The 24793-nt window shown below is 54.8% G+C and carries 25 protein-coding genes; 23 read left to right on the top strand and 2 right to left on the bottom strand.

Annotated elements, in window-relative coordinates:
* Positions 1-12 precede the first annotated feature (12 nt).
* The 6 genes from ubiI to trhA all read left to right on the top strand — a co-directional run bounded on the left by ubiI (position 13) and on the right by trhA (position 7991).
* Positions 13-1215, top strand: a complete 1203-nt coding sequence (gene ubiI, locus ACCW76_RS03245; RefSeq protein ID WP_436337737.1) for an FAD-dependent 2-octaprenylphenol hydroxylase — start codon at positions 13-15, stop codon at positions 1213-1215.
* 535 nt (positions 1216-1750) lie between these two features.
* Positions 1751-2848: a glycine cleavage system aminomethyltransferase GcvT gene (gene gcvT, locus ACCW76_RS03240; RefSeq protein WP_436337736.1), complete on the top strand. Its 1098-nt coding sequence runs from the start codon at positions 1751-1753 to the stop codon at positions 2846-2848.
* 19 nt (positions 2849-2867) lie between these two features.
* On the top strand, positions 2868-3254 hold the full coding sequence (gene gcvH, locus ACCW76_RS03235; protein WP_038645001.1) for a glycine cleavage system protein GcvH: 387 nt from the start codon (positions 2868-2870) through the stop codon (positions 3252-3254).
* Positions 3255-3353: 99 nt separating this feature from the next.
* Positions 3354-6227: an aminomethyl-transferring glycine dehydrogenase gene (gene gcvP / locus ACCW76_RS03230; protein ID WP_045831705.1), complete on the top strand. Its 2874-nt coding sequence runs from the start codon at positions 3354-3356 to the stop codon at positions 6225-6227.
* Positions 6228-6416: 189 nt separating this feature from the next.
* Positions 6417-7160 (top strand): SDR family oxidoreductase, encoded by a 744-nt coding sequence (locus tag ACCW76_RS03225; RefSeq protein ID WP_436337735.1) that lies wholly within the window; start codon positions 6417-6419, stop codon positions 7158-7160.
* Positions 7161-7337: 177 nt separating this feature from the next.
* Complete coding sequence (gene trhA, locus ACCW76_RS03220; RefSeq protein WP_436337734.1) at positions 7338-7991, top strand: PAQR family membrane homeostasis protein TrhA; 654 nt, start codon at positions 7338-7340, stop codon at positions 7989-7991.
* Positions 7992-8366: 375 nt separating this feature from the next.
* Here the strand turns inward: trhA and ygfZ are convergent, their stop codons facing one another.
* Entirely contained in the window at positions 8367-9350 is a 984-nt protein-coding gene (ygfZ, locus tag ACCW76_RS03215) for a tRNA-modifying protein YgfZ (RefSeq protein WP_436337733.1), read from the bottom strand.
* Positions 9351-9568: 218 nt separating this feature from the next.
* Here ygfZ and sdhE point away from each other — a divergent pair, with 218 nt between their 5' ends.
* Both sdhE and ACCW76_RS03205 read left to right on the top strand, forming a co-directional pair.
* Positions 9569-9835 (top strand): FAD assembly factor SdhE, encoded by a 267-nt coding sequence (gene sdhE, locus ACCW76_RS03210; RefSeq protein WP_038645011.1) that lies wholly within the window; start codon positions 9569-9571, stop codon positions 9833-9835.
* Entirely contained in the window at positions 9810-10211 is a 402-nt protein-coding gene (locus ACCW76_RS03205) for a protein YgfX (protein ID WP_436337732.1), read from the top strand. Before sdhE ends, ACCW76_RS03205 begins: the two co-directional genes overlap by 26 nt.
* 15 nt (positions 10212-10226) lie before the next feature.
* Here ACCW76_RS03205 and fldB read toward each other — a convergent pair whose 3' ends face one another.
* Positions 10227-10745, bottom strand: coding sequence for a flavodoxin FldB (gene fldB / locus ACCW76_RS03200; RefSeq protein WP_058961908.1), 519 nt, complete (start codon positions 10743-10745; stop codon positions 10227-10229).
* 102 nt (positions 10746-10847) lie between these two features.
* Between fldB and xerD the strand changes: the two genes are divergently transcribed.
* The 15 genes from xerD (at position 10848) to ACCW76_RS03125 (ending at position 24754) form a co-directional block, all read left to right on the top strand.
* A complete protein-coding gene (gene xerD / locus ACCW76_RS03195; protein WP_034823182.1) occupies positions 10848-11741 on the top strand; it encodes a site-specific tyrosine recombinase XerD in 894 nt (297 codons plus the stop codon).
* A 22-nt stretch (positions 11742-11763) separates the two neighbouring features.
* A complete protein-coding gene (dsbC, locus tag ACCW76_RS03190) occupies positions 11764-12477 on the top strand; it encodes a bifunctional protein-disulfide isomerase/oxidoreductase DsbC (RefSeq protein WP_436337731.1) in 714 nt (237 codons plus the stop codon).
* 9 nt (positions 12478-12486) lie between these two features.
* Positions 12487-14211, top strand: coding sequence for a single-stranded-DNA-specific exonuclease RecJ (gene recJ / locus ACCW76_RS03185; protein WP_436337730.1), 1725 nt, complete (start codon positions 12487-12489; stop codon positions 14209-14211).
* 223 nt (positions 14212-14434) lie between these two features.
* A protein-coding gene (gene prfB, locus ACCW76_RS03180; protein ID WP_097118019.1) for a peptide chain release factor 2 occupies positions 14435-15533 on the top strand; the annotation gives its coding sequence in 2 pieces (ribosomal slippage) (positions 14435-14509 and positions 14511-15533; 1098 coding nt in all).
* A 9-nt stretch (positions 15534-15542) separates the two neighbouring features.
* Positions 15543-17063 (top strand): lysine--tRNA ligase, encoded by a 1521-nt coding sequence (gene lysS / locus ACCW76_RS03175; RefSeq protein ID WP_436337729.1) that lies wholly within the window; start codon positions 15543-15545, stop codon positions 17061-17063.
* Positions 17064-17221: 158 nt separating this feature from the next.
* The gene (locus ACCW76_RS03170; RefSeq protein WP_038645024.1) at positions 17222-18073 is read left to right on the top strand and encodes a MurR/RpiR family transcriptional regulator; all 852 of its coding nucleotides are present in this window, start codon (positions 17222-17224) and stop codon (positions 18071-18073) included.
* Between the two features lie 252 nt (positions 18074-18325).
* Positions 18326-19162 (top strand): transporter substrate-binding domain-containing protein, encoded by an 837-nt coding sequence (locus ACCW76_RS03165; RefSeq protein ID WP_038645026.1) that lies wholly within the window; start codon positions 18326-18328, stop codon positions 19160-19162.
* A 2-nt stretch (positions 19163-19164) separates the two neighbouring features.
* A complete protein-coding gene (locus tag ACCW76_RS03160) occupies positions 19165-19797 on the top strand; it encodes a DUF1989 domain-containing protein (protein ID WP_436337728.1) in 633 nt (210 codons plus the stop codon).
* Entirely contained in the window at positions 19781-20428 is a 648-nt protein-coding gene (locus ACCW76_RS03155) for an urea carboxylase-associated family protein (RefSeq protein ID WP_436337727.1), read from the top strand. Before ACCW76_RS03160 ends, ACCW76_RS03155 begins: the two co-directional genes overlap by 17 nt.
* A gap of 3 nt (positions 20429-20431) precedes the next feature.
* Complete coding sequence (locus tag ACCW76_RS03150; protein WP_038645032.1) at positions 20432-21082, top strand: amino acid ABC transporter permease; 651 nt, start codon at positions 20432-20434, stop codon at positions 21080-21082.
* Complete coding sequence (locus ACCW76_RS03145) at positions 21082-21747, top strand: amino acid ABC transporter permease (protein ID WP_038645034.1); 666 nt, start codon at positions 21082-21084, stop codon at positions 21745-21747. The genes ACCW76_RS03150 and ACCW76_RS03145 overlap by 1 nt, the downstream gene beginning before the upstream one ends.
* A 13-nt stretch (positions 21748-21760) precedes the next feature.
* Positions 21761-22432, top strand: coding sequence for a DUF1989 domain-containing protein (locus ACCW76_RS03140; RefSeq protein ID WP_038645037.1), 672 nt, complete (start codon positions 21761-21763; stop codon positions 22430-22432).
* Positions 22433-22873: 441 nt separating this feature from the next.
* On the top strand, positions 22874-23449 hold the full coding sequence (locus ACCW76_RS03135) for a fimbrial protein (protein WP_436337726.1): 576 nt from the start codon (positions 22874-22876) through the stop codon (positions 23447-23449).
* A gap of 50 nt (positions 23450-23499) precedes the next feature.
* On the top strand, positions 23500-24216 hold the full coding sequence (locus ACCW76_RS03130) for a fimbrial biogenesis chaperone (RefSeq protein ID WP_436337725.1): 717 nt from the start codon (positions 23500-23502) through the stop codon (positions 24214-24216).
* On the top strand, positions 24191-24754 hold the full coding sequence (locus tag ACCW76_RS03125; protein WP_436337724.1) for a fimbrial protein: 564 nt from the start codon (positions 24191-24193) through the stop codon (positions 24752-24754). Before ACCW76_RS03130 ends, ACCW76_RS03125 begins: the two co-directional genes overlap by 26 nt.
* Positions 24755-24793: the final 39 nt, after the last annotated feature.

Raw genomic sequence — 24793 nt, 5'->3', positions numbered from 1 at the left:
TAAGGGGCAGCAATGCAAACATTTGATGTGGCTATCGCCGGTGGCGGTATGGTAGGTCTGGCCGTTGCCTGCGGATTACAGGGCAGCGGTCTGCGCGTTGCCGTGCTGGAGAAAGCACCTGAGCCACAATTTGATCCAGCGAGCGCCGCATCGATTCGCGTCTCGGCGATCAACGCTGCCAGCGAACGTCTGCTGCAAAAACTGGATGTCTGGTCCAGCATCCTGGCGTTGCGCGCCAGTGCCTATCACGGCATGGAAGTGTGGGATCAAGACAGCTTTGGTTCCATCAGCTTTGATGATGAGCAGCAAGGCTTATCCCATCTCGGTCATATTATTGAAAACGAAGTGATTCACAGCGCACTGTGGCAGCGCGCCAGTCAGTGCAGCGATATCACCTTATTTGCCCCTGCGCAGTTGCAGCAGGTAGCCTTTGGCGACAACGAAGCGTTCGTCACTTTACAGGACGGGAGCATGATGAGTGCGCGCCTGCTGATTGCCGCGGATGGCGCAAACTCCTGGCTGCGCGATAAAGCCGATATCCCGATGACCTTCTGGGATTACGATCATCATGCGCTGGTTGCCAATATTCGCACCGATATGCCGCACGATGCGATTGCGCGTCAGGTGTTCCATGGCGATGGTATTCTGGCGTTCCTGCCGATGCAGGACCCGCATCTCTGTTCTATTGTCTGGTCATTGTCGCCGCAGGAAGCGGCGCGGGTGCAATCGATGCCAGAAGCGCTGTTCAACCAGCATTTGTCGGTCGCCTTCGATATGCGCCTCGGCTTGTGCCATGCCGAAAGCGAGCGCAAAACCTTCCCGCTGATGGCGCGCTATGCCCGTAACTTTGCCGCACACCGCCTGGCACTGGTGGGCGATGCCGCACACACCATTCATCCGCTGGCCGGGCAGGGCGTCAATCTTGGCTTTATGGATGCCGCAGAACTGATCGGTGAAATTCGTCGCCTGCATCAGGAAGGCAAAGATATCGGACAGCACCTTTATCTGCGCCGTTATGAGCGCAGCCGCAAGCACAGTGCGGCAATGATGCTGGCCGGCATGCAAGGATTCCGTGAGCTGTTTGCGGGGACCCATCCGGCGAAAAAGCTGCTGCGTGATGTGGGATTGAAACTGGCGGATACACTGCCAGGCGTAAAACCGATGATGCTGAAGCAGGCCATGGGGCTCAATGATATGCCCAGCTGGATTCGTTAAATTCTTTTCAAATGGCGCCGATTCAGGCGCCATTTTTTTTGCATGGTTCACTGTCTCGTCATACCAAAAGCCGCTCCTAAAAGTGACCGCTACGTCTGCGCTGGGACGTTGCAGGCTGTGTTCGGACAAGCGCACATCAAATGGCTTTTTCACCCTATGCACTGCTCTGGTGCGTCTCTGCACTCAAATTGCGCCTCGTTTGATTTATTCTAATTTTACTCGTCAATTCGCATTACTTTAACTAATGATGATATCGCGGGTTCGCCGGACCTTTTTGTCGTACTGAGGCGTGTGTTCCATTATCAGGCTGTATTTATCGTTCTTAATTGTATTTTATGCGTAGTTAATCACAAAAATGCAGTGAATTGTGCTGGGTTGGGTTTGGTACGTGCTAAGGGGGTGATACTGTTTCGCCCTCGTTTTCCTTATGGTTAATCGCCGCGTTCAGTGGTAACTTCAGCACAAAGAGAACGTTTGCGTCTGCCTGTACAGGCGGCGCAGGCGCGTCACACTCACTTGTTTTCACAGGATGGTTATGACTCAGCAAACGCCTCTATTCGAACAGCATCAGGCATGCGGTGCGCGCATGGTGGATTTCCATGGCTGGATGATGCCACTGCATTATGGCTCGCAAATGGATGAGCATCATGTCGTGCGCAACGATGCCGGTATGTTTGATGTTTCCCACATGACCATCGTCGATCTGCGCGGTGTCCGCACCCGTGAATTCCTGCGTTATCTGCTGGCCAACGATGTCGCCAAACTGACGCAACCCGGCAAAGCTCTCTACACCGGCATGCTGAATGCTTCGGCTGGCGTCATTGATGATTTGATTGTTTACTTTATGACCGAAGACTTTGTCCGCTTAGTGGTGAACTCCGCGACGCGTGAGAAGGATTTGGCGTGGATCAAACAGCACGCTCAGCCGTTTGGTGTCGAACTCACCGAACGTGACGATTTGGCGCTGATTGCCGTTCAAGGTCCGCAAGCGCAGCAGAAAGCACAGACGCTGTTCACTGCGGCGCAGCGTGAAGCGGTGGCAGGCATGAAACCGTTCTTTGGTGTGCAAAGCGAAAACCTGTTCATTGCCACCACCGGTTATACCGGTGAAGCCGGTTATGAAATTGCGATGCCGAACAGTGAAGCGGCCGATTTCTGGCAGAAACTGCTGGCGGCAGGCGTCAAACCGGCTGGCCTGGGCGCGCGTGACACGCTCCGCCTGGAAGCGGGGATGAATCTGTACGGTCAGGAAATGGATGAAGGCGTTTCACCGCTAGCGGCCAACATGGGTTGGACGGTGAGCTGGGAACCTGCCGATCGCGATTTCATCGGCCGCGAGGCGCTTGAAGCGCAACGTGAACATGGCACTGAAAAGCTGGTGGGTTTGATCATGACCGAAAAAGGGGTGTTACGAAACGGCTTGCCGGTGCGTTTCACCGATGAACAAGGTCAGCCACAGCAGGGTATTATTACCAGTGGTTCCTTCTCCCCGACGCTGGGTTACAGCATCGCGCTGGCACGTGTGCCAGCGGGCATTGGTGAGCAAGCGATTGTAGAGATCCGCAATCGTGAAATGCCGGTGAAAGTCACTAAACCGATTTTTGTTCGCGCCGGTAAACCGGTCGCTCAGTAATTTTTCAGGAGAAATGGCGATGAGCAATGTGCCTAATGAATTGAAATACCGCGATAGTCACGAGTGGGTGCGTAAAGAAGCCGATGGCACCTTCACTGTGGGTATCACTGAACACGCGCAGGAACTGCTGGGCGATATGGTGTTTGTGGATCTGCCTGATGTGGGCGCCACTTTCGCTGCCGGTGATGACTGCGCCGTCGCGGAGTCGGTGAAAGCCGCCTCAGACATCTATGCCCCTCTAAGCGGTGAAATCGTTGCTGTGAACGAAGAACTGGCCGACGCACCGGAGCTGGTCAACAGCGAACCGTACGCAGCGGGCTGGTTATTCCGTATCAAAGCCAGCGACATTTCAGAACTTGATTCTATGCTCGACGCCGATGCCTACAAAGGCGCTATCGACGAGTAACCGGTAGTCATCGAAGGTGCTGCACTGCAGCGCCTTCTTTTTTATCTGCCTGATTTAATGCCGTTTTTGTAACCCAGCCCGATTCAGGATTTACTGCAAATGACCCAGACTCTCAGCCAGCTTGAACATAACGGTGCTTTCATTGAGCGCCATATCGGTCCTACACCCGCGCAGCAGGCCACCATGCTGGAAGCGATTGGTGCCAGCTCTCTGGAATCACTGATCAGCGCCATCGTGCCTGCCGATATCCAACTGCCAGGCCCGCCTGCGGTCGGTGATGCCGCGACCGAACAGCAAGCGCTGGCAGAGCTGAAAGCCATTGCCAGTCAGAACCAACGTTACAAATCCTGGATCGGCATGGGCTACAGTGCCGTGATCACTCCGCCGGTTATCCTGCGTAATATGCTGGAAAACCCAGGTTGGTACACCGCATACACCCCGTACCAACCAGAGGTCTCACAGGGCCGCCTTGAGGCGCTGCTGAACTTCCAGACCCTGACGCTGGACTTAACCGGGCTGGATATCGCCTCTGCTTCACTGCTTGATGAAGCCACCGCAGCTGCCGAAGCGATGGCGATGGCGAAGCGCGTCAGCAAACTGAAAAATGCCGGTAAATTCTTTATCGCAGAAGACATCCATCCGCAAACCCTGGATGTGGTGCGCACGCGTGCAGAAACCTTTGGTTTTGAACTGATCATCGACAGCGCCAGCAAAGCGCTGGATCACGACGACCTGTTTGGCGTGCTGCTGCAGCAAGTGGGCACCAGTGGTGAAGTGCATGATTACCGTTCACTGATTGCCGAGCTGAAAAGCCGTAAAGTCGTGGTAAGCGTGGCTGCCGATTTCATGGCGCTGGTGCAGTTAGAAGCGCCAGGTAAGCAGGGCGCTGATATCGTTTTCGGGTCCGCTCAGCGCTTTGGTGTGCCGATGGGTTACGGCGGTCCGCACGCCGCCTTCTTCGCTAGCCGCGATGAGCACAAACGCTCCATGCCGGGCCGTATCATTGGCGTTTCGCGCGATGCCGCAGGCAACACCGCGCTGCGCATGGCGATGCAAACGCGTGAACAGCATATCCGTCGTGAGAAAGCCAACTCCAACATCTGTACTTCTCAGGTGCTGCTGGCGAACATCGCCGGTCTGTATGCGGTTTATCATGGTCCAGTGGGCCTGAAACGTATCGCCTCGCGCATCCACCGTTTGACCAGTATTCTGGCCGCGGGTCTGAAAAAGGGTGGCCTGAAGCTACGCCACAACAGCTGGTTCGACACCTTAACCGTTGAGGTAGCCGATAAAGCGGAAGTGCTGAATCGTGCGCTGAGCTTTGGCGTTAACCTGCGCAGTGACGTGCTTAACGGTGTGGGTATCACGCTGGATGAAACCACCTCACGTGAAGACGTGCAGGCGTTGTTTGCGATTCTGCTGGGTGATGCACATGGTCAGGAAATTGATGCCCTGGATGCCAGCGTAGCCGCAGAAAACAGTGCTATTCCGGCAGGCATGTCACGTGAAAGCGAGTTCCTGACCCATCCCGTGTTTAACCGTCATCACAGCGAAACCGAGATGATGCGTTACATGCACAGCCTGGAGAAAAAGGATCTGGCACTGAACCAGGCAATGATCCCGCTCGGTTCCTGCACCATGAAACTCAACGCTGCTGCCGAAATGATCCCGATTACCTGGCCAGAGTTTGCTGAACTGCATCCATTCTGCCCGGCGGAACAGGCTTCAGGCTATCTGCAGATGATTGGCCAGCTGTCACAGTGGCTGGTGCAGCTCACCGGTTACGATGCACTCTGTATGCAGCCCAACTCTGGCGCACAGGGTGAGTATGCCGGTCTGCTGGCGATTCGTCGTTACCACGAAAGCCGCAATGAAGGGGGACGTAATGTCTGCCTGATCCCAAGTTCTGCACACGGCACTAACCCGGCATCTGCACAGATGGCGGGCATGGCAGTGGTGGTGGTGGCCTGTGATAAACAAGGCAACATCGATCTCGGCGATCTGCGTGAGAAAGCCGCTCAGGTTGGCGATGAACTGTCATGCATCATGGTGACCTATCCTTCAACCCACGGCGTTTACGAAGAAACCATTCGTGAAGTGTGCCAGATCGTGCATCAGTATGGCGGTCAGGTTTACCTGGACGGTGCCAACATGAACGCACAGGTGGGTATCACCACGCCAGGTTACATCGGCGCCGATGTCTCGCACCTTAACCTGCATAAAACCTTCTGCATTCCACACGGCGGTGGTGGTCCAGGTATGGGACCGATTGGCGTGAAAGCGCATCTGGCACCATTTGTTCCGGGCCACAGCGTGGTGCAAATCGATGGCGTGCTGACACAGCAGGGCGCGGTATCCGCCGCGCCATTTGGCAGCGCCTCGATTCTGCCGATCAGCTGGATGTACATTCGCATGATGGGTGCGGAAGGTCTGAAGCAGGCGAGTTCGGTAGCGATTCTGAATGCCAACTATATTGCCAGCCGTCTGCAATCCGCTTATCCAATTCTGTATGCAGGTCGCGATGGTCGCGTGGCGCACGAATGTATTCTCGATATTCGTCCGCTGAAAGAGCAGACCGGCATCAGCGAGTTGGATATTGCCAAACGTCTGATCGACTACGGCTTCCACGCGCCAACCATGTCCTTCCCGGTGGCCGGAACGCTGATGGTTGAACCAACGGAATCCGAAAGCAAAATCGAGTTGGATCGCTTTATTGATGCGATGCTCTCCATCCGCATGGAGATTGACCGCGTAGCCGACGGCGAATGGCCCGCTGAGGATAACCCGCTGGTGAATGCACCTCATACCCAGATGGAGATCGTTGGCGAGTGGGCGCATCCGTACACCCGCGAACTGGCGGTGTTCCCGGCAGGCAGCGCCAACAAATACTGGCCAACGGTGAAACGTCTGGATGATGTGTTTGGCGACCGCAATGTATTCTGCTCCTGTGTTCCAATGAGCGAATACCAGTAATTTAAAGATTGTGTTGGGGGCTGCCATGGCGTTGATCGCTCCCATTTATCCCGTTCACGGACTACTGTGGACTGCCGGGAAGAGTGGGACCAGCTGCCTTGTGCAACTTAAATTATTTTTGGCTAAACACTTTTTGAACACCTATTCTGAGGGCCGAGAAATCGGCCCTTTTTCTATTTTGGAGGCAACATGGATCTGGCATTAGTCACTGGCGGTAGCCGTGGCATTGGACGCGCAACAGCAGTGATGTTGGCGCAGGCGGGCTATCGTGTTGCGGTCAATTATCGCCAGCGCGTTACTGAGGCAGAGCAGGTGGTGGCAGAGATTGCAGCGCTGGGCGGCAGTGCATTCGCCTTACAGGCCGATATCGCCATTGAAGCGGAAGTGGTGCGCATGTTTCAGCAGCTTGATCAGCAGGCAGGCAACCTGCGCGTGCTGGTCAACAATGCCGGGATTTTGTTTACGCAGTGTCGCGTGGAAGATCTCGATGCTGAGCGTATTCAGCGCGTGTTCGCCACCAATGTCACCGGTACGTTTATCTGCTGTCGGGAAGCGGTGAAGCGCATGAGTACAGCACACGGCGGGCAGGGCGGTTCGATAATCAATGTTTCCTCAGCGGCTGCCCGTCTCGGTGCGCCGGGCGAATATGTTGATTACGCGGCGTCAAAAGGGGCGATGGACACGCTGACTAAAGGCTTATCGCTGGAAGTGGCGGCGCAGGGCATTCGCGTCAATAGCGTGCGGCCGGGCTTAATCTATACCGAGATGCACGCCGATGGGGGTGAACCTGGCAGAGTCGATCGTGTAGCCCGTTCGCTGCCGATGCAGCGCGGTGGTCAGGCTGAAGAGATCGCCGCTGCGATTATCTGGCTGGCAAGTGATGCCGCTTCTTACGTCACCGGCACCTTTATTGATGCGGCAGGTGGTCGCTAATCTTCTGATTGACTATTTGACACTGAGGCGGCGTGATCGACAGCGCTGCCATCGGCTATTTGTCACACGCCTGTCATAGAATTATTTTAGCGTACATGTGTACTCTGAAATTTTTCCCGGTTACCCTGATGTTGATTAAAAACACAGTTCTTAACCCGTTTTCCAGGACGTTAGCGCATGGCACAGAATCGAATACTTGCTCAGGGTTACTCGGTAGCCGAAGAGGTCGCCAACAGTATTAGCCACGGGATCGGCTGCATTTTCGGCGTTGTTGGTTTGGTGTTGTTGTTAACACAAGCCGTTGACATGCGCGCTGATGTCACCGCCATCACCAGTTACAGCCTGTATGGCGGCAGCATGATTTTGCTGTTTCTCGCCTCAACGCTCTATCACGCCATTCCGCACCAGAAAGCGAAATATTGGCTGAAGAAATTGGACCACTGCGCAATCTATTTACTGATCGCAGGCACCTATACACCTTTCCTGTTAGTGGGGCTGAAATCTCCGCTGGCGCAAGGATTGATGGTGGTGATCTGGAGCCTGGCACTGGCAGGTATCATCTTCAAACTGACGATTGCCCACCGCTTTAAAGCGCTGTCGCTGGTCACCTATCTCAGCATGGGCTGGCTGTCGCTGGTGGTGATTTATCAGTTGGCGACCAAGCTGTCAGCCGGAGGTGTGTGGTTGCTGGCTGCGGGCGGGATTGTCTATTCGCTGGGAGTAATCTTCTACGTCTCGCGGCGAATCCCTTATAACCACGCTATCTGGCATGGATTTGTACTCGGCGGCAGCGTTTTACACTTCTGTGCGATCTACTTTTATGTAGCCTAAGCATGTTGCCATGTTGCCATGTTGCCATGTTGCCATGTTGCCATGTTGCCATGTTGCCATGTTGCCATGTTGCCATGTTGCCATAAATGACGTCATCAACCGGGGGCGATAATCGGCCTGGTCGCCATAAAGAGCGCCATCAACTGGATGGAATACCCGGCCAGGTCGCCGTAAATGGCGCCATCAACCGGGTGTGATAATCGGCCTGGTCGCCATAAATAGCGCCATCAACTGGATGGAATACCCGGCCAGGTCGCTGTAAAAGGCGTCATCAACCGGGTGTGATTTTCGGCAAAGTCGCCATAAATAGCGACTTTACGGGAGAAGCATGCGGGGTTTCCAGAGGTGCGCATGAATGCGCACCAGAAAGGCAAATCAATCGACCAGGGAATACGGTAGTGGCTGAATGGTCAGCTTCCCGCCTTCATCACCTTCCACGCGCAGCACGCTGTCTGGCTCCAGATCGTTGTTCATCACCACCTGTACCCAAACGCTGCCGTCGTCCAGCTGCACACCGCTCAATACGGTGCCGGTGCGACGCCATTTGTCGCCCATCTGCAGCTCCATGGAACCGTTAGCCTGCGGTACTTTGCTGGCGCTACCCGCCAGCCAGTAGAGCGCACGCTTATTGGCCCCGCGGAATTTAGCTCGCGCCACCATCTCCTGACCGGTGTAACAGCCTTTCTTAAAGCTAATCGCATCCAGCGCCTGCAGGTTGGTTGCCTGCGGAATCAACTGCGCGCTGGTGGCGGTTTCAATCACCGGAATGCCCGCTTCAATATCCAGCGCCAGCCACTGCGTGCTGTCATTGAACTGTGCAGCACCGGCTAACTTCTCTTTCAACGTTTCTGCCTGAGCCAGCGTGGTCACCAGCAGGAAACGTTCGGCGGGGTGTTCAAACCACAACAGCGTGCTCTCGCCATGTTGTACCACCGGTGTTTCTGCATCCGGCAGGGTGGCAAACACATCAGCCAGTGCCGTGCGTGCCTGAAAACCGGCCACACCCAGCAGCACTGCATCATCATCGGCAGCGATGGTGACTTTGGCGAACACCGCATATTTCTTCAGTTCGTTAAGCTGCTGTTCACGCAGATTGCGGCGAACGATGTAGGCGTAACCTTCGCCGCGGTGGAACAGACGCAGGTTGCTCCACATTTTACCTTTTGCGTCGCAATGGGCTGCCGGACGATGCTGGGTGGCGTCCATTGCTGCAACATCTAAAGTGACCTGGCCTTGCAGATATGACGTACTGTCTTTGCCCTGCACTGACACCAGCGCCCACTCGTCGAGGGAGATCAGGGTTAATGGCAGGCGTGATGCCGCAACTGGCTGGCGTGGCGGAAGGGTGAAAATCGGCATGGGTGCGTCCTGATTAATAACAATATTGCTTCCAATGTTAAAAGAGCAGTGCTGCTTTGCAACCTGTTTACCTAATCTGGCGCACAAATCGCGTGATAACCCTGCAATGGGTAGAACTGTTGTGCGCAATATCACGCAGCATTCAGCGCTGCGCCTGCAGGCAGAGAAAAAAGCAGGTACACTGAGCGCCACTGTTTTCAGCCATGGAAAAAAGACACATGGAAATTCATGATAAAGCTCGCGTTCAGTGGGCGTGCCGTCGCGGCATGCTGGAGCTGGATGTCTCGATCATGCCGTTCTTCAAATACGAATATGACTCGCTCACTGACACCGATAAGCAGGTGTTTATCGCCCTGCTCAAGAGTGACGATCCTGACCTGTTTAACTGGTTGATGAACCACGGCGAACCCGCTGACCCAGAGTTCAAGCGCATGGTGCAACTGATTCAGCAGCGCAACCGTGAACGCGGACCGGTTCCAATGTGATGTGCAGCCGTCACGCAGCGCTCGGGCGCTTAACGTGACGCTGTATGTGCTGGTCACCGTTTGGCTGTTGAGTCTTGAGTGGCCCGAGGGCGTGGTGTGGGGCCAAGCCCCACTGCTGATTCTGATGCTGCTGGAGTGCGGGCGCAATGAACGTCGGCTCAGGCAGCGCACCGGTCGCTTAGGGCTGGATGAACAGGGTGACTGGCATTGGCGTGGAATGCGCTGGCAATTAGCGCGGCAGGCAGATTGGTTGCCTTTTGGCGTATTGTTGACGTTGCAAAATCAGCAGGGCAAGCGCTGGCGGCTGTGGTTGATGATGGATAACCTGCCGCCCTATGCATGGCGCTCACTGCGCGCCTGCTTGTTTTCTGCGTGACAGAGATGTGCCGCGTTAAAGCAGTGCGGCCGTTTCCGTCAGAATCTGTTCGCACCACTGTTCGACACGATCTTCACTCAGCTCGAACTGATTCACATCGTCGAGTGCCAGGCCGACAAACTGGGTGCCGTCAGCCGTGAGAGGCTTTTTGCTGGCAAACTCATAGCCTTCCAGCGGCCAGTAACCGACAAACTGCACGCCCATTGGCTGCAGCAACTCATGCAACATGCCGAGTGCATCTAAGAACCATTCTGAATATTCGGCCTGATCGCCCATGCCGTACAGCGCGACAATTTTTCCCTGCAAATTCAGCGCAGGCAGTTGCTGCCACACCGCTTCCCAGTCCTCCTGCAACTCACCAAAATCCCAGGTGGGAATGCCGAGGATCAGCAAATCGTACTGCTCCATCAGCGAGGGATCTTCATCTTTGAGGTTGTGCAGCGTGACTAACTCTTCACCGATAAAATCGCGAATCTTCTCCGCCGTCATCTCGGTGTAACAGGTACTTGAACCGTAAAACAGACCGATATTCATGCAATTAATGCTCTGATTGAAACTCACTTTGGCGCAATTGTACCAGAAGCAGGTGACTTTCAGGCATAATGAGCACGATTTCACACGTGTTTGGGGGGAACCGTGCAGGATAGCGATCTGATTGAACAATTTCTGGATGCGCTCTGGATTGAGCGTAACCTGGCGCAAAATACCCTTGCGTCCTACCGCCAGGATTTGCAAACGCTCACCGGCTGGTTACACCACCACGAACGCACGCTGCTGACGCTGGAAGCGCTTGACCTGCAGCAGTTTCTCGCCGAACGCGTCGAAGGCGGCTACAAGGCCACCAGTTCTGCGCGTACGCTCAGCGCGATGCGCCGTCTGTTTCAATACCTCTATCGTGAAAAGCTGCGTAGTGATGACCCCAGCGCACTGCTCTCCGCGCCCAAACTGCCGCAGCGATTGCCAAAAGACCTCAGTGAAAACCAGGTAGAACGTCTGCTGCAGGCACCGAGTATTGATGTGCCGCTTGAGCTTCGTGACAAAGCGATGCTGGAACTGCTGTATGCCACCGGTTTACGTGTTTCGGAGCTGGTAGGCTTAACCCTCAGCGACATCAGTTTGCGTCAGGGGGTGGTGCGTGTGATTGGTAAAGGTAATAAAGAGCGACTTGTGCCATTAGGTGAAGAAGCGATTTACTGGCTGGAGCACTATATGGCGCACGGTCGGCCGTGGTTGTTGAATGGGCAAACACTGGATGTGATGTTCCCCAGTAACCGCGCGCAACAAATGACGCGTCAGACTTTCTGGCATCGCATCAAACACTATGCCACCCTTGCCGGTATCGACAGCGAAAAGCTATCACCACACGTGCTTCGCCACGCATTTGCCACACATTTACTGAACCACGGTGCGGATTTGCGCGTCGTACAGATGTTGCTGGGACACAGCGACCTCTCCACCACCCAAATTTATACGCATGTGGCAACTGAGCGCCTGCGTCAGTTACATCAACAGCATCATCCGCGTGCTTGAACCGCGGCAACAAGGAATTGAGATGAAAAAACAGTTAACGATGCTGGCATTGCTGGTCAGCGCCTTTGCCGGTCTGGCTCATGCCGATGACAGCGCCATTCAGCAAGCCCTGAAAAAACTCGGTTTGCAGCAGACGGAAATTCAGCCTTCACCGCTGCCAGGCATGAAAACCGTGCTGACCGAGAGCGGTGTGCTGTACGTCTCTGAAGATGGTAAACACATGATTCAGGGCCCGCTGTACGATGTCAGCGGTGCACAGCCGGTGAACGTGACTAACCAACTGCTGGACACAAAAATGAACGCGCTGGCGCCGGAAATGATCGTCTATAAAGCGCCAAAAGAGCAGCATGTGATTACCGTGTTTACCGATATCACCTGTGGCTACTGCCACAAGCTGCATGAGCAGATAGCCGACTACAATGCGCTGGGCATCACCGTTCGTTACCTGGCATTCCCGCGTGAAGGTTTACACGGCCAGGTGGAAAAAGCCATGCGCGCCGTTTGGTGCAGTGCCGATCGCAACAAGGCCTTTGATGCCGCGATGAAGGGCGATGTACCGCAAATGGATGCGCCAGCGACCTGTAAGATCGATCTGGATAAGCATTACCAACTCGGCATCCTGTATGGCATTCAGGGCACCCCAGCGATTCTCACCGATACCGGCGCGATGATCCCGGGCTATCAAGGTCCGCAGGAGCTCAAACAAGTTCTTGATGGTCAGAAGCGGGGCGGTTAATTCACAGTGATGCATTCTGTCGAACTGCGTCGGCGTGAAATTCAGGCTGACGCCAGCTTACCTGATACCTTACCCCCGTTACTGCGCCGTTTATACCTGCAACGCGGTGTCAAAGAGGCCGATGAGCTAGAGCGTGGTGCAAAACATCTGCTGCCGTGGCAAACCCTGGGTGGCATCGATCAAGCGGTAGCCTTACTGCATCAGATGCTGGAAACGGGCCGCCGTATTGTGGTGGTCGGTGATTTTGATGCCGATGGCGCAACCAGCACCGCATTAACCGTCTTAGCGCTGCGCAGCATGGGCGGAAACGTCGATTATCTGGTGCCAAACCGCTTTGAGGATGGCTACGGCCTGAGTCCTGAAGTGGTCGAACAGGCACGTGCGCGCGGTGCGGAGATGATTCTCACCGTGGATAACGGCATCTCTTCTCATGCAGGCGTAGAAACCGCCCATCAGCACGGTATTCCCGTGCTGATCACCGATCACCACTTGCCTGGCGAAACGTTGCCAGCAGCGGAAGCGATCGTTAACCCGAATCTCAATGACAGCGCATTCCCTTCGCGTTCGTTAGCGGGTGTGGGCGTGGCATTTTATCTGATGCTGGCGCTGCGTGCGCACCTGCGTTTGCAGAACTGGTTTAGTGATGGCCGAAACGAGCCCAATCTGGCGGAGTGGCTGGATCTGGTCGCGCTAGGTACGGTGGCTGACGTGGTGCCGCTGGATGCCAATAACCGCATTTTGGTGTGGCAGGGCTTGAGCCGCATCCGCGCCGGAAAATGCCGGGCGGGTATCCGCGCGCTGCTGGAGATCGCCAACCGCGATGCGCGTCAACTGGCGGCCAGCGACCTCGGTTTTGCCGTCGGGCCTCGCCTCAATGCAGCCGGTCGACTGGATGATATGTCGGTCGGCGTGGCTCTGCTGCTCACCGAAGACATTGCGCAGGCGCGCATGCTTGCCAACGAGCTTGATGCGCTGAACCAGACGCGCAAAGAGATTGAGCAGGGCATGAAGAGCGAAGCGCTGGCGCTGTGCGATGAGCTGGAACGCCAGCACACCGATCTGCCGCTGGGGCTGGCCTTCTATCATCCCGAATGGCATCAGGGCGTGGTCGGTATTCTGGCATCACGGTTGAAAGAGCGTTTCCATCGTCCGGTCATCGCCTTCGCCCCAGCCGGCGATGGCACGCTAAAAGGCTCGGGTCGTTCGATTGCCGGCTTGCATTTACGTGATGCGCTGGAGCGTCTCGATACGCTCTATCCCGGCATGATGATGAAGTTTGGGGGCCATGCGATGGCGGCGGGCCTGTCGCTGGAAACCGAAAAATACGAACTGTTCCGCGAGCGCTTTGCTGCGCTGATCGACGAATGGCTGGATGGCGAAGCGCTGCAGGGCGTGATCTGGTCTGATGGCGAACTGCACGCACAGGAGTTCACGCTGCACACCGCCGAAATGCTGCGTGAAGCCGGTCCGTGGGGCCAGACGTTCCCGGAACCGGTGTTTGATGGCCAGTTCAAACTGCTGCAACAAAAGCTGGTGGGCGAGCGTCACCTGAAGGTCATGATTGAGCCACTGGGCGGCGGACCGCTACTGGATGGTATCGCGTTTAACGTTGATACTACCTTGTGGCCGGATACCAGCGTGCGCCAGGTGAAGCTGGCGTACAAACTCGATATCAACGAATACCGTGGCAACCGCTCGGTTCAACTGATTATCGACCATATCTGGCCGGTATAACCGCGTCATTCATTCGGGTGCGTGTAAAAGCGCACCCGGTAACCTGCTGCGAGTGACCCTGGCTCGCCATTGTTGGTCACCGAATCCCTTTGGGCGCATAAAAACCTATTCTGTTGCGCTATCACGTATACCTGCAATGCTACAAAGTACGCGCAGTTTCGGGTAAACTAGCGCGTTACTTTTTATCTCCTTTCACCGAATCGTCAAAAAAGACTGAAAAGCCATGTTTGAAATTAATCCGGTCAAAAATCGTATTCAAGACCTCACTGAGCGCAGCGACGTTCTTAGGGGGTATCTTTGACTATGATGCCAAGAAAGAACGCCTCGAAGAAGTAAACGCCGAGCTGGAACAGCCTGACGTCTGGAACGAACCTGAACGCGCGCAGGCGCTGGGTAAAGAACGCGCTTCGCTGGAAGCGGTAGTAGAAACCTTAGATCACATGCGTCAGGGCCTGGAAGATGTGCAGGGCTTGCTGGATCTGGCGGTGGAAGCCGATGACGAAGAGACCTTCAACGAAGCCGTTATCGAGCTGGATGGTTTAGAAGCCAAGCTGGGCGAACTCGAATTCCGCCGCATGTTCTCAGGCGAGTATGACAGCGCCGACTGCTACATGGATATTCAGGCCGGTTCTGGCGGCACCGAAGCGCAAGACTGGGCCAGCATGCTGCTGCGCATGTACCTGCGCTGGGCGGAAGCCAAAGGGTATAAAACCGAAATTATCGAAGAGTCAGACGGTGAAGTGGCCGGGACCAAATCCGCCACCATTAAAATCATCGGTGACTACGCGTTTGGCTGGCTGCGTACCGAAACTGGCGTCCATCGCCTGGTGCGTAAGAGTCCATTTGACTCCGGCGGCCGTCGTCATACCTCATTCAGTTCGGTGTTTATCTACCCGGAAGTGGATGACAACATCGATATCGACATCAATCCCGCCGATCTGCGTATCGACGTTTACCGTGCCTCGGGTGCGGGTGGCCAGCACGTTAACAAAACCGAGTCTGCAGTGCGTATTACCCACTTGCCGACCAACATTGTGGTGCAGTGCCAGAATGACCGTTCACAGCACAAGAACAAAGATCAGGCTTTCAAGCAGTTGCGTGCGAAGCTGTACGAATATGAGATGCAGAAGAAAAACGCTGACAAGCAGGCCGCGGAAGACAACAAATCCGATATCGGCTGGGGCAGTCAGATTCGCTCATACGTACTCGACGATTCGCGTATCAAAGATCTGCGCACCGGCGTAGAGACGCGCAACACCCAGGCGGTGCTGGATGGCGACATCGACCGCTTCATTGAAGCAAGTTTAAAAGCAGGGTTATAAGGAACCGACATGTCTGAACAACAACCGCAGAGCGCTGATGCCGCCCTTGAGTTAAACAACGAACTGAAAGCGCGTCGCGAAAAACTCAGCGCGCTGCGTGAAAAGGGCATCGCGTTTCCTAACGATTTCCGCCGCGATACCACGTCAGATCTGCTGCACGCCAGCTATGACGCGAAAGAGAACGAAGAGCTGGAAGCGCTCGGCGTTGAAGTGAGCGTGGCCGGCCGTATGATGACCCGCCGCATCATGGGTAAAGCCTCTTTTGCTACGCTGCAAGACGTTGGCGGCCAGATTCAGATCTACGTTTCACGTGACGATCTGCCAGAAGGCGTCTACAACGAGCAGTTCAAAAAGTGGGATCTCGGCGATATCCTTGGCGCGCGCGGTAAGTTGTTCAAGACCAAAACCGGTGAGCTGTCGATCCACATCACTGAACTGCGTCTGTTGACCAAAGCGCTGCGTCCGCTGCCGGATAAATTCCACGGCCTGGCCGATCAGGAAACCCGTTATCGTCAGCGTTATCTCGATCTGATCTCTAACGACGAATCACGTAACACCTTTAAAGTGCGCTCAAAAATCATGGCCGGCATCCGTCAGTTCATGGTGAATCGCGACTTTATGGAAGTGGAAACGCCGATGATGCAGGTGATCCCTGGCGGCGCGTCAGCCCGTCCGTTCATCACCCATCACAATGCGCTCGACATCGATATGTACCTGCGTATTGCACCGGAGCTGTATCTGAAGCGTCTGGTCGTCGGCGGCTTCGATCGCGTGTTCGAGATCAACCGTAACTTCCGTAACGAAGGTATTTCACCACGTCATAACCCAGAGTTCACTATGATGGAACTCTATATGGCGTATGCGGATTACAAAGATCTGATCGAACTGACTGAAAGCCTGTTCCGCACTCTGGCGCAGGATGTGCTGGGCACCACTGAAGTGCCTTACGGTGACCACAGCTTCGATTTCGGCAAGCCATTTGAGAAGCTCACCATGCGTGAAGCGATCAAGAAATACCGTCCGGAAACCGACCTGACCGATCTGGAAGACTTTGATAAAGCCGTCGCGATTGCCAAATCGCTGCACATCAAAGTGGAAAAGAGCTGGGGCCTGGGCCGTGTAGTGACCGAGATCTTCGAGGAAACCGCAGAAGCACATCTGATTCAGCCAACCTTCATCACCGAATACCCGGCTGAAGTGTCACCACTGGCACGTCGTAACGACGAGAACCCGGAAATCACTGACCGCTTTGAGTTCTTCATCGGCGGCCGTGAAATCGGTAACGGCTTCTCCGAGCTGAACGATGCAGAAGATCAGGCTGAGCGTTTCCTGCAGCAGGTGAATGCAAAAGACGCGGGCGATGACGAAGCGATGTTCTACGACGAAGACTACGTCACCGCACTGGAACACGGCCTGCCGCCAACTGCAGGTCTGGGCATCGGTATCGACCGTATGGTAATGCTGTTCACCAACAGCCACACCATCCGTGACGTGATCCTGTTCCCTGCACTGCGTCCAAGCAGTAAATAAGGCAAAACCTGCGCACTTTGCAGTGAGCCTATTGAGGCCGCCATTTATGGCGGCCTTTTTTATTCGGCGATTTTTTCATTTCCCTTTCCAAATAAAATTCCTGATGACAACCCGGCACGCTCTGTGCAGGATAGTTTTTTTATTTTCAGGGAATCACCATGAGTGCAAAAGCGGCAACGTTAGAGGGCCGGATACAACAGCACTGGGATCAACTCTCCAGCCATGAGCAGCGGCTGGCCGACGTGCTGCTGGCGGCACCTGGCCAGCTGGCGATGAACACCGCGACCGAACTGGCACAGAGTGCTGGCGTTTCCAAAGCCACCACCACGCGTTTTTTCCGTCATCTCGGTTACGAAAGCTATGAAGCCGCGCGTCGTCAGGCGCGTGACATGCAGAGCAGCGGCTCACCGCTCTATCTGCAAGCCGTGCCGACCGCATCACCGCTCGCCAGCATCATGCAGCAGCACCTGGAAAAAGAGATCGCCAACCTGGTCAACAGCTATCGCACGCTGGACAGTGAACAGCTGCAACAGGCGGTGAGCGCCATTGCGCAGTCACGCCGCGTGGTGGTGATGGGCTGGCGTCACAGTCAGACCATTGCACAGCTGATTTACCGCGATCTGGTGCATATCCATCCCGATGTGCGTCTGTTGCCGCGTCCCGGCGATTCGCTGGCGGAGCATCTCGCCGCCCTGAATCAGCAGGATGTGGTGATCTGTGTTGGCCTGCGTCGGCGTATGCCTGCGCTGGAAGCGGCAATGAACGCGCTGGCAGAACGCGCCGTGCCGATGCTGTATATCGCCGACGTGCTTTCCGGTAAACCGGCGCGTCACGCGCAATGGGTAGTGCGCTGCCACACCGACAGTAGTCTGATGTTCGACAGCACCGCCGCGCTCTCAGGTGTCTGCAATCTGCTCTGTTCACTGGTGGCCCGACAAATGGGCAAAACCAGTAACGATTACCTCGCGCAGGTTGAAGCGTTGCACCAGTCCCTCGACGAACTCGAATAATGCCCCGTTCTGGCGCGCCGCGCGCCAGCATTTGCACTAAAAGGGTGCAGCAATTCCCCCGTATTATCAGTCCATTTTTGCCTTCGTGAAACCTAAGAAACTTAATTTTAAATTAAAGAAACATACGTTTCTCGCTGATTTTATTCAGTAATACCCCTTGTACCTCAAAGGTGTTACCTGGAGGGTGAAAAAACTGGCACAAAATATGCTCAGTAGAAAAAGACATTTCACCAACACCAGGGAAACACCACAATGAAAAAAACAGCACTGCTGATCGCCGCACTTCTCTCCGTTGGCACCATGGCGCAGGCGCAAGCCGACACCCTGAGTGACATCAAAAGCAGCGGCAAAATCACCGTTGGCATCGATCCAACCTTTCCTCCATACGAATACACCAATGATTCAGGTGAGATCACCGGCTACAGCGTAGCGATCATGCAATCCTTCGCCAAAGATCTTGGTGTGAAACTGGAGTTTCAGAAAACCGCCTTCAGCGGTATTTTGCCGGGCCTGATTTCTGGCTCGTTCAACGCCGAAGGCTCTTCCCTTAACATCACCGCTGAGCGTGCGAAAAAAGTGCTGTTCACCGTGCCTTACAGCAAAACCGTCAACGGTGTGCTGGTGCGCGAAAGTGAAGCCAGTACCTTCAGCGGTAAAACCCTCAGCCCGGAAAGCCTGTCAGGCCTGCGTGGTGCAGTGAAAACCGCCAGCGTGCCCGAGCAGTTGCTGAAAGGCTTTAACGAGCAGCTGAAAAAAGAGGGTAAAAAACCCATCACCATCATCAACGTGGATTCGCTGGATCAGACCGTCAGCACCCTGATGACCAAACGCGCGGACTTCGTCTACGACGACATCTCAGTGCTGGCGCCAGTGGCGAAAAAATACGCCGGTAAAGTGGCGCAGGTCGGCGAAGTCGGTCCTTCACAATGGATGGGTTGGGCAACACGTAAAGAAGACGGCAGCCTGAATAAAGCCATCAGCGACCATATTCTGGCGATGCAGAAGGATGGCGAGCTGACCAAACTGCAGCAGCAGTATCTCGGCACCACCTTTACCGTGCCCGCCAGCGATTTCATTCCTCAGGAGTAATTATGTGCCAGTGCAATCTGACTGTGCCTGCGGGCCATGGCAAAACCTTCCGCGTGCGTAAGGGCCAGTTTATTACCGTGATTGACAGTGAAGGGCAGCAGGCGGCGGATTTCGTCGCCGTCAACGCCGATGATTTAAATGAAAAGCTGTCGCCGGTGCATACCCGCCAGCACTTGCGTTCGTTGTTCTTCAAACCCGGCGACGCGCTGTGGTCGAGTGAAAACCGCCCGATGCTGCGTATCCTGGCGGACAGCATCGGCATCCACGATGCTAACGTGCCAGCTTGCGATCGCACACGTTTCAGCGTCGATTTCGGGGTCGAAGGCCACCGTAACTGCGTCGATAACCTGCTGGAAGGGATGAAGGCCTTTGGCGTGACGTATTTCTCGTTACCTGAGCCGTTCAACCTGTTCCAGAACGGCCCGGTGACCGCCGATGGCCGGATGGAAGTCACCGATCCTAACAGCAAGGCAGGCGACAGCATTACTTTTGAAGCGCTGTGCGATCTGATTTGTTCGGTGTCGTCCTGCCCGCAGGACATCATTCCCGGCAACGGTTTGCAGGTCACGCCGATTGATATCGTAGTGAGTGACGAATTTCACGCAGGGGAGATGAATCATGCTGTTAATGCGTGAAAGTTATGAAGAGACCGCTGAGCGCACGCTGGCACAAGCGGTCACGGTTGAACCGGGCAGCGTTGGGTCGATAAAGGTGCTGCGCGGCCAGTTGCTGCGCATCACTGCTCAAGGCGACGGCGCGGTGGCCTCTCTGTTTGGCTTCAGCCTTGCCGATCCGGCTGTGTGGTTGTCAGTGCATCATACTCGCGTGTTCAGCAACAGCTATCTGCTCGGATCGGGCATGCGTCTGGTTAACAACCGTCGCCGCCCAATGATGGTATTAGGCAAAGACAGCGTGAAGCGTCATGACCTGCTACTGCCAGCCTCCACCCGCGCATTCCTGGCGGAAAAAGGTTATCAGGGCGAAGGTTGCCTGGAAGCGGTGAGCGGCGAGCTGGCGCGATTGGGCATGGTGGTGCCGAAGCTACCAGACCCGATTAACCTGTTTATGCACGTCAAATTGACACGTGCGGGCGACATCCTGCCAGAGCCGAACCTGACCAAAGCCGGCGACAGCATTACCTGTCGCGTGGTGATGGACACCCAGTTCATCGTCTCGGCCTGCAACACCGGCATCGAGGGCAACGATCAACCCGCACCGCTGCTGCTGTCTGTAGCGGAAAACCTGCACGACTTTAACGCGGAGTAACGCATGGGGCTGGATCAACAGGTAGTGGCCGCGCTGCCAGAACTCGGACATGGCCTGCTGATGACGCTGCTACTGACCGTGCTGGCGTCGTTGGTTAGCGTGGTGATGGGGCAGCTTGGTTGCTTCCTGCAACTGCGTCGCGCCTGGATCTGGCGCGCCATCGGTCGACTGTACGTCAGCCTGATGCGCGGTACACCGGCCATCGTGCAACTGTTCGTGGTGTTTTTCACCCTGCCGCGTTTGGGGCTCGGCGGTCAGCCGATGCTGGCCGCGGTGATCGCCATCGGCCTTAATAGCGGCGCCTATGTGGCGGAGATATTGCGCGTGAACCGTTCGCTGGTCACGCGTGGGCAACTCGAAGCGGCGCGGACCTTAGGTCTGAGCCGTTTCCTGACCTGGTGGTATGTGATTAACCCGCAGGTGATGCGTGCCAGCCTGCCGATGCTGGTCAACGAGTTCACCATTCTGCTGAAAACCACGCCGCTGGCATCGGTGGTGGCACTGACCGAGTTGACCTACGCCGGGCAGATTGTGATTGCGCGTACCTATGAAGCCACGCAAGTGCTGTTGTTAGTGGCGGCGGGATATCTGTTGATTGCCATGCCGTTGATTGCCGCCGCAAGACGTCTGGAAGCCAAACGGAGGATCGCCTGATGGATTGGCAAGCTATTCTGACCTCCTTGCCTTCACTCGGTGACGGCATGATCGCCACATTGAAGTTGTGCCTCATCGCCGCCTTTTGTTCTTTGGTATGGGGCGGGCTGATGGCGTTACTGCTGATGCGCGCTTCGCCGTTCTGGTTGCGCTTGCTCAACCTGTACAGCGGCTTAACACTCGCACTGCCGCTGCTGGTGGTCATCTATCTGCTCTATTTTGTGCTGCCGGAGTACGACATCACGTTGTCATCGCCGGTAGTGGGCGTACTGGCGCTGACGCTCTATTACGCGCCCTACATCGCGCAGGTTATCCGCTCGGCCATCGAGGCGTTGCCGAAAGGGCAATGGGAAGCGTGTCGCGTGCTGGGCCTGAGCCGCAGCGAGCAGTTACGCGATGTGGTGCTGCCGCAAACCCTGCCGCAGATGTTGTCGCCGCTGGTCGGGCTGATGATTGGGTTGATCAAAGACTCTGCGCTGCTGTCGATTGTCTCGGTGCAGGAGTTTATGTACGCCGCTAAACAGGCGATTTCGGATACCTACGCGCCGCTGGAGATCTATCTCACCGTGGCGCTCTGTTACTGGCTGCTCAACAGTCTGATCGACTGGCTGGCACGCGGCCTTGAATCTCGCATGACGCGCTATCGTCGCGGCATGCAGCATTAATCAGGAGAACACTATGTCGGCTGAATATCAGCATCGTGAAGCGATAACCATTCCCGCGCGCTACGGCAAAGCGGTGCGATTGAAGAAAGGGGAAGCAGTGCAGGTGATCAATCTGCACGGTACGCAAGTGGTGGATTGCTGGGCGTACAACGCCGAAGACGTCACTGAATATATGTGTATGGAAGCGACGCGTGTGTGGAACCAGCGTCTCAATCCCAAAGTCGGTGACAGCTTTATCACCAGCCAGCGCCACCCGATTTTAACGCTGGTGGCGGATACCTCACCGGGCGTGCATGACTCCTTCATGGCCGCCTGCGATGCGCGTCGTTATGAGTTGTTGGGCTGCACCGAGTATCACCGCAACTGCCACGATAATCTGTTTGAAGGCATGCGTGAGTTAGGTGTCGAGCTGCCGCACGGCAATCTGGCGTCATTGAATATTTTTATGAATATTCAGGTGCAGCCGGACGGTATTACCCTCAAAACATTGCCGGTGGTGACCAAGCCAGGTGACTACATTGTGCTGCGCGCTGAGATGGATTGTTTCGTGGCGTTCTCCGCCTGCCCGCAGGATATCGTCAGCATTCAGGGGCAGGGCGACAACACCCCGCGCGATGCCGAACTGCGTATTTTGACCGCTGGATTCCCGCAGGTGCAGTTAAAAGGGGCCTGGGTGCCGGCGTAAGCGCATTTTTCCGACATCGGATTATTTTTTACCAGAGGGGAGTATCGGGTTGTAAGATATCTCCTCTTTCTTATTATTTCCTGGTTCATTAATATATTTCGTGAAAGTGGATTGTTGATTTTTTACGCATTAATTAACTGCTCTCTTTTATTCTTATTTACTTATTCTTCTTTACTCATCCTTCTTTACTCATCCTTCTTGTAGTAATCCCCCTACAGTTAAATTTTCTTTCGATTACAACGATCTCGTTGTGCGATGACAATACTTGATATAGGTGTTTGCTTTATTATCACCGCCCGATGAAGAGGTCGATAATCATCGCAATCAGCATTAATTAAAACTCATTCTGACACCCGAAATGAGATGTCTTATTAAGTTGTATTTTTTCTGCTTATTTTGAGCAGGAAATTCATCCCTGTATAAATCACAAAGGAAAGAAAAATGCGTAAGTCTTTATCTGTTCTGGCGCCCATTGTTTTGATGATGGTCACTTCTACGGCTGCTCAGGCCGCTACCAGCGGAAAAATCGATATTATCGGTAACGTTTCTCACGGCACCTGTGATGTCAAAATGAGCCAACCCTCCCTGAACCTGGGGAACTACACCGCAAGTGACTTCCCAGCAACGGGTAAAACCGCAGTGACAGGCAGTGAGCGCACTTTCAGCGTCAGCCTGGAGAATTGCACGCTGAGCGCGACCGCCCCCGAAGCTGGCGTAGCGGGCCTGGTTGTCACGGGCCCAACCCTGCCGCTGGATGCGGATGTCTTTAACGCCAACGATACCGCCACCACGGGTGTGCAGTTGAAAGCCGGGGCAAACATTATTTCAGCCTACGACAAAGTGGGTATGGTGGAGTTCTTAGGCGCTGCGGGTGGTGGTACGGATGCCAACGTCGGGGATATTAATGGTCAGACGCAGGTCTTCACCGCCGCGCTGGTCGCTAACACCGGTACTGCGGCAAATATCACTGGTGGCATGGTCTCAGCGCCAATTATGTTCATGTACGACTACAACTAATGATTGATAAGCGCGGGTGCAAGTTGGCCCGCTATTATCGAGGATTCAGCATGTCTCGTTTCCTGCTCCCGCTCTCGACTTCGCTGGTCATGCTTATTACTCCGCTAATTAGCCATGCAGCGGGTTTTGGCATTAACTCTACCCGGCTTATTTATCCTGAAGGCGCGAACAGTATTACCGCTACGCTACGCAATCGCGGTGATGCCAATGTCTATCTGGTGCAATCCTCCGTAAGCCGCCTCAGTGCATCAACTCAAGCTGCACCTTTTGATGTCACCCCACCGTTATTTCGGATGGAAGCTGAGAGCAAGCATCAGGTACGTATTCGTTTTCGTGGGGCTGAATTGCCCACCGATCGGGAATCTGTATTTTATTTCCGTACCACTGCGATTCCCGCCTCACTAAATAAAGAAGATGATGGAAGCCAGCGTCTGATTAAAGGGGATACACGCTTTGGCGTGGGTAAAAGCATCAAGCTTTTTTACCGACCGAAAAACCTCGCGGGCGACGCTTTATCGGCTCAGCGTAATCTCAAAATTGAAGCTGAAACCCGTGGATTGAAAATCAGTAATCCTTCGCCTTATTACGTCAGTTTTCTCGATATTCGGGTGGCAGGTAAACGCCTGTCTCTGGATGATGCCGAAGAAAAGATGCTGCCACCGTTCGGTAGCCACACCTGGCCTGTCAGTCATGCCAAAGGCAAAGTGGAGTGGGTCAGCATTGACGATCACGGAGGCTACCATGCCTTTAGTCAAACATTGCCGTAAGACGCGAGCCTGTGTCTTGCTACTGGGGGCTGCCGCGCTGAATCTCCCCCCTTCTGACGCCGATACCCTGTTGCTGAATTTCACGGCTTTCCTGGTGAACGGCACCTGCGAGTTTAACCTGGACAGATCACATATGAACCTGGGTACCACGTTAGCTACGGAGCTGGCGGCATACACCCTGGTGAATCCACAGCCGTTCGAATTAGAGATAAAAAACTGCACTATTGCGGGTGTTAGTAACCCGATTATCAGAATCAGCGGTCAGGGTGAAATGCTGGATAAATGGGTTTTTCGCAATTCGTCCTCTACGGCGCAAAACATCGGGGTGATGCTGGTGAACAGTGCAGTAGCACCCACTTATGCCAGCAAAGCTCTCAGCCCGAGTGATGAGATCTCGTTGACGGAAACCGGCGGAAATATTGATAACCAAAAACTCCCGTTTTATGCCGGATTAACCTGTGGCGATACCACCCAGTGTGCTAACGCCAGAGGGGGACAGGTGGTCGCTAGCGTCACTTTCACCCTTGATTTTCTTTGAGGCCATCAGGTGAACCGATACCGTTTTTGCTGCCTGACT

The organism is Pantoea sp. C8B4, assembly GCF_051336905.1.
Lineage (GTDB): Bacteria > Pseudomonadota > Gammaproteobacteria > Enterobacterales > Enterobacteriaceae > Pantoea > Pantoea rwandensis_B.
The sequence above is the reverse complement of the archived record's forward strand: the minus strand, read 5'-3'. Positions and strand labels throughout refer to the sequence as shown.

What these genes read in the sequence shown, in the direction of transcription:
- ubiI (WP_436337737.1), top strand. Translation starts at nt 13, where the DNA reads ATGCAAACATTTGATGTGGCTATCGCCGGTGGCGGTATGGTAGGTCTG.
- gcvT (WP_436337736.1), top strand. Translation starts at nt 1,751, where the DNA reads ATGACTCAGCAAACGCCTCTATTCGAACAGCATCAGGCATGCGGTGCG.
- gcvH (WP_038645001.1), top strand. Translation starts at nt 2,868, where the DNA reads ATGAGCAATGTGCCTAATGAATTGAAATACCGCGATAGTCACGAGTGG.
- gcvP (WP_045831705.1), top strand. Translation starts at nt 3,354, where the DNA reads ATGACCCAGACTCTCAGCCAGCTTGAACATAACGGTGCTTTCATTGAG.
- ACCW76_RS03225 (WP_436337735.1), top strand. Translation starts at nt 6,417, where the DNA reads ATGGATCTGGCATTAGTCACTGGCGGTAGCCGTGGCATTGGACGCGCA.
- trhA (WP_436337734.1), top strand. Translation starts at nt 7,338, where the DNA reads ATGGCACAGAATCGAATACTTGCTCAGGGTTACTCGGTAGCCGAAGAG.
- ygfZ (WP_436337733.1), bottom strand. Translation starts at nt 9,350, where the DNA reads ATGCCGATTTTCACCCTTCCGCCACGCCAGCCAGTTGCGGCATCACGC.
- sdhE (WP_038645011.1), top strand. Translation starts at nt 9,569, where the DNA reads ATGGAAATTCATGATAAAGCTCGCGTTCAGTGGGCGTGCCGTCGCGGC.
- fldB (WP_058961908.1), bottom strand. Translation starts at nt 10,745, where the DNA reads ATGAATATCGGTCTGTTTTACGGTTCAAGTACCTGTTACACCGAGATG.
- dsbC (WP_436337731.1), top strand. Translation starts at nt 11,764, where the DNA reads ATGAAAAAACAGTTAACGATGCTGGCATTGCTGGTCAGCGCCTTTGCC.
- recJ (WP_436337730.1), top strand. Translation starts at nt 12,487, where the DNA reads ATGCATTCTGTCGAACTGCGTCGGCGTGAAATTCAGGCTGACGCCAGC.
- lysS (WP_436337729.1), top strand. Translation starts at nt 15,543, where the DNA reads ATGTCTGAACAACAACCGCAGAGCGCTGATGCCGCCCTTGAGTTAAAC.
- ACCW76_RS03170 (WP_038645024.1), top strand. Translation starts at nt 17,222, where the DNA reads ATGAGTGCAAAAGCGGCAACGTTAGAGGGCCGGATACAACAGCACTGG.
- ACCW76_RS03165 (WP_038645026.1), top strand. Translation starts at nt 18,326, where the DNA reads ATGAAAAAAACAGCACTGCTGATCGCCGCACTTCTCTCCGTTGGCACC.
- ACCW76_RS03160 (WP_436337728.1), top strand. Translation starts at nt 19,165, where the DNA reads ATGTGCCAGTGCAATCTGACTGTGCCTGCGGGCCATGGCAAAACCTTC.
- ACCW76_RS03155 (WP_436337727.1), top strand. Translation starts at nt 19,781, where the DNA reads ATGCTGTTAATGCGTGAAAGTTATGAAGAGACCGCTGAGCGCACGCTG.
- ACCW76_RS03150 (WP_038645032.1), top strand. Translation starts at nt 20,432, where the DNA reads ATGGGGCTGGATCAACAGGTAGTGGCCGCGCTGCCAGAACTCGGACAT.
- ACCW76_RS03145 (WP_038645034.1), top strand. Translation starts at nt 21,082, where the DNA reads ATGGATTGGCAAGCTATTCTGACCTCCTTGCCTTCACTCGGTGACGGC.
- ACCW76_RS03140 (WP_038645037.1), top strand. Translation starts at nt 21,761, where the DNA reads ATGTCGGCTGAATATCAGCATCGTGAAGCGATAACCATTCCCGCGCGC.
- ACCW76_RS03135 (WP_436337726.1), top strand. Translation starts at nt 22,874, where the DNA reads ATGCGTAAGTCTTTATCTGTTCTGGCGCCCATTGTTTTGATGATGGTC.
- ACCW76_RS03130 (WP_436337725.1), top strand. Translation starts at nt 23,500, where the DNA reads ATGTCTCGTTTCCTGCTCCCGCTCTCGACTTCGCTGGTCATGCTTATT.
- ACCW76_RS03125 (WP_436337724.1), top strand. Translation starts at nt 24,191, where the DNA reads ATGCCTTTAGTCAAACATTGCCGTAAGACGCGAGCCTGTGTCTTGCTA.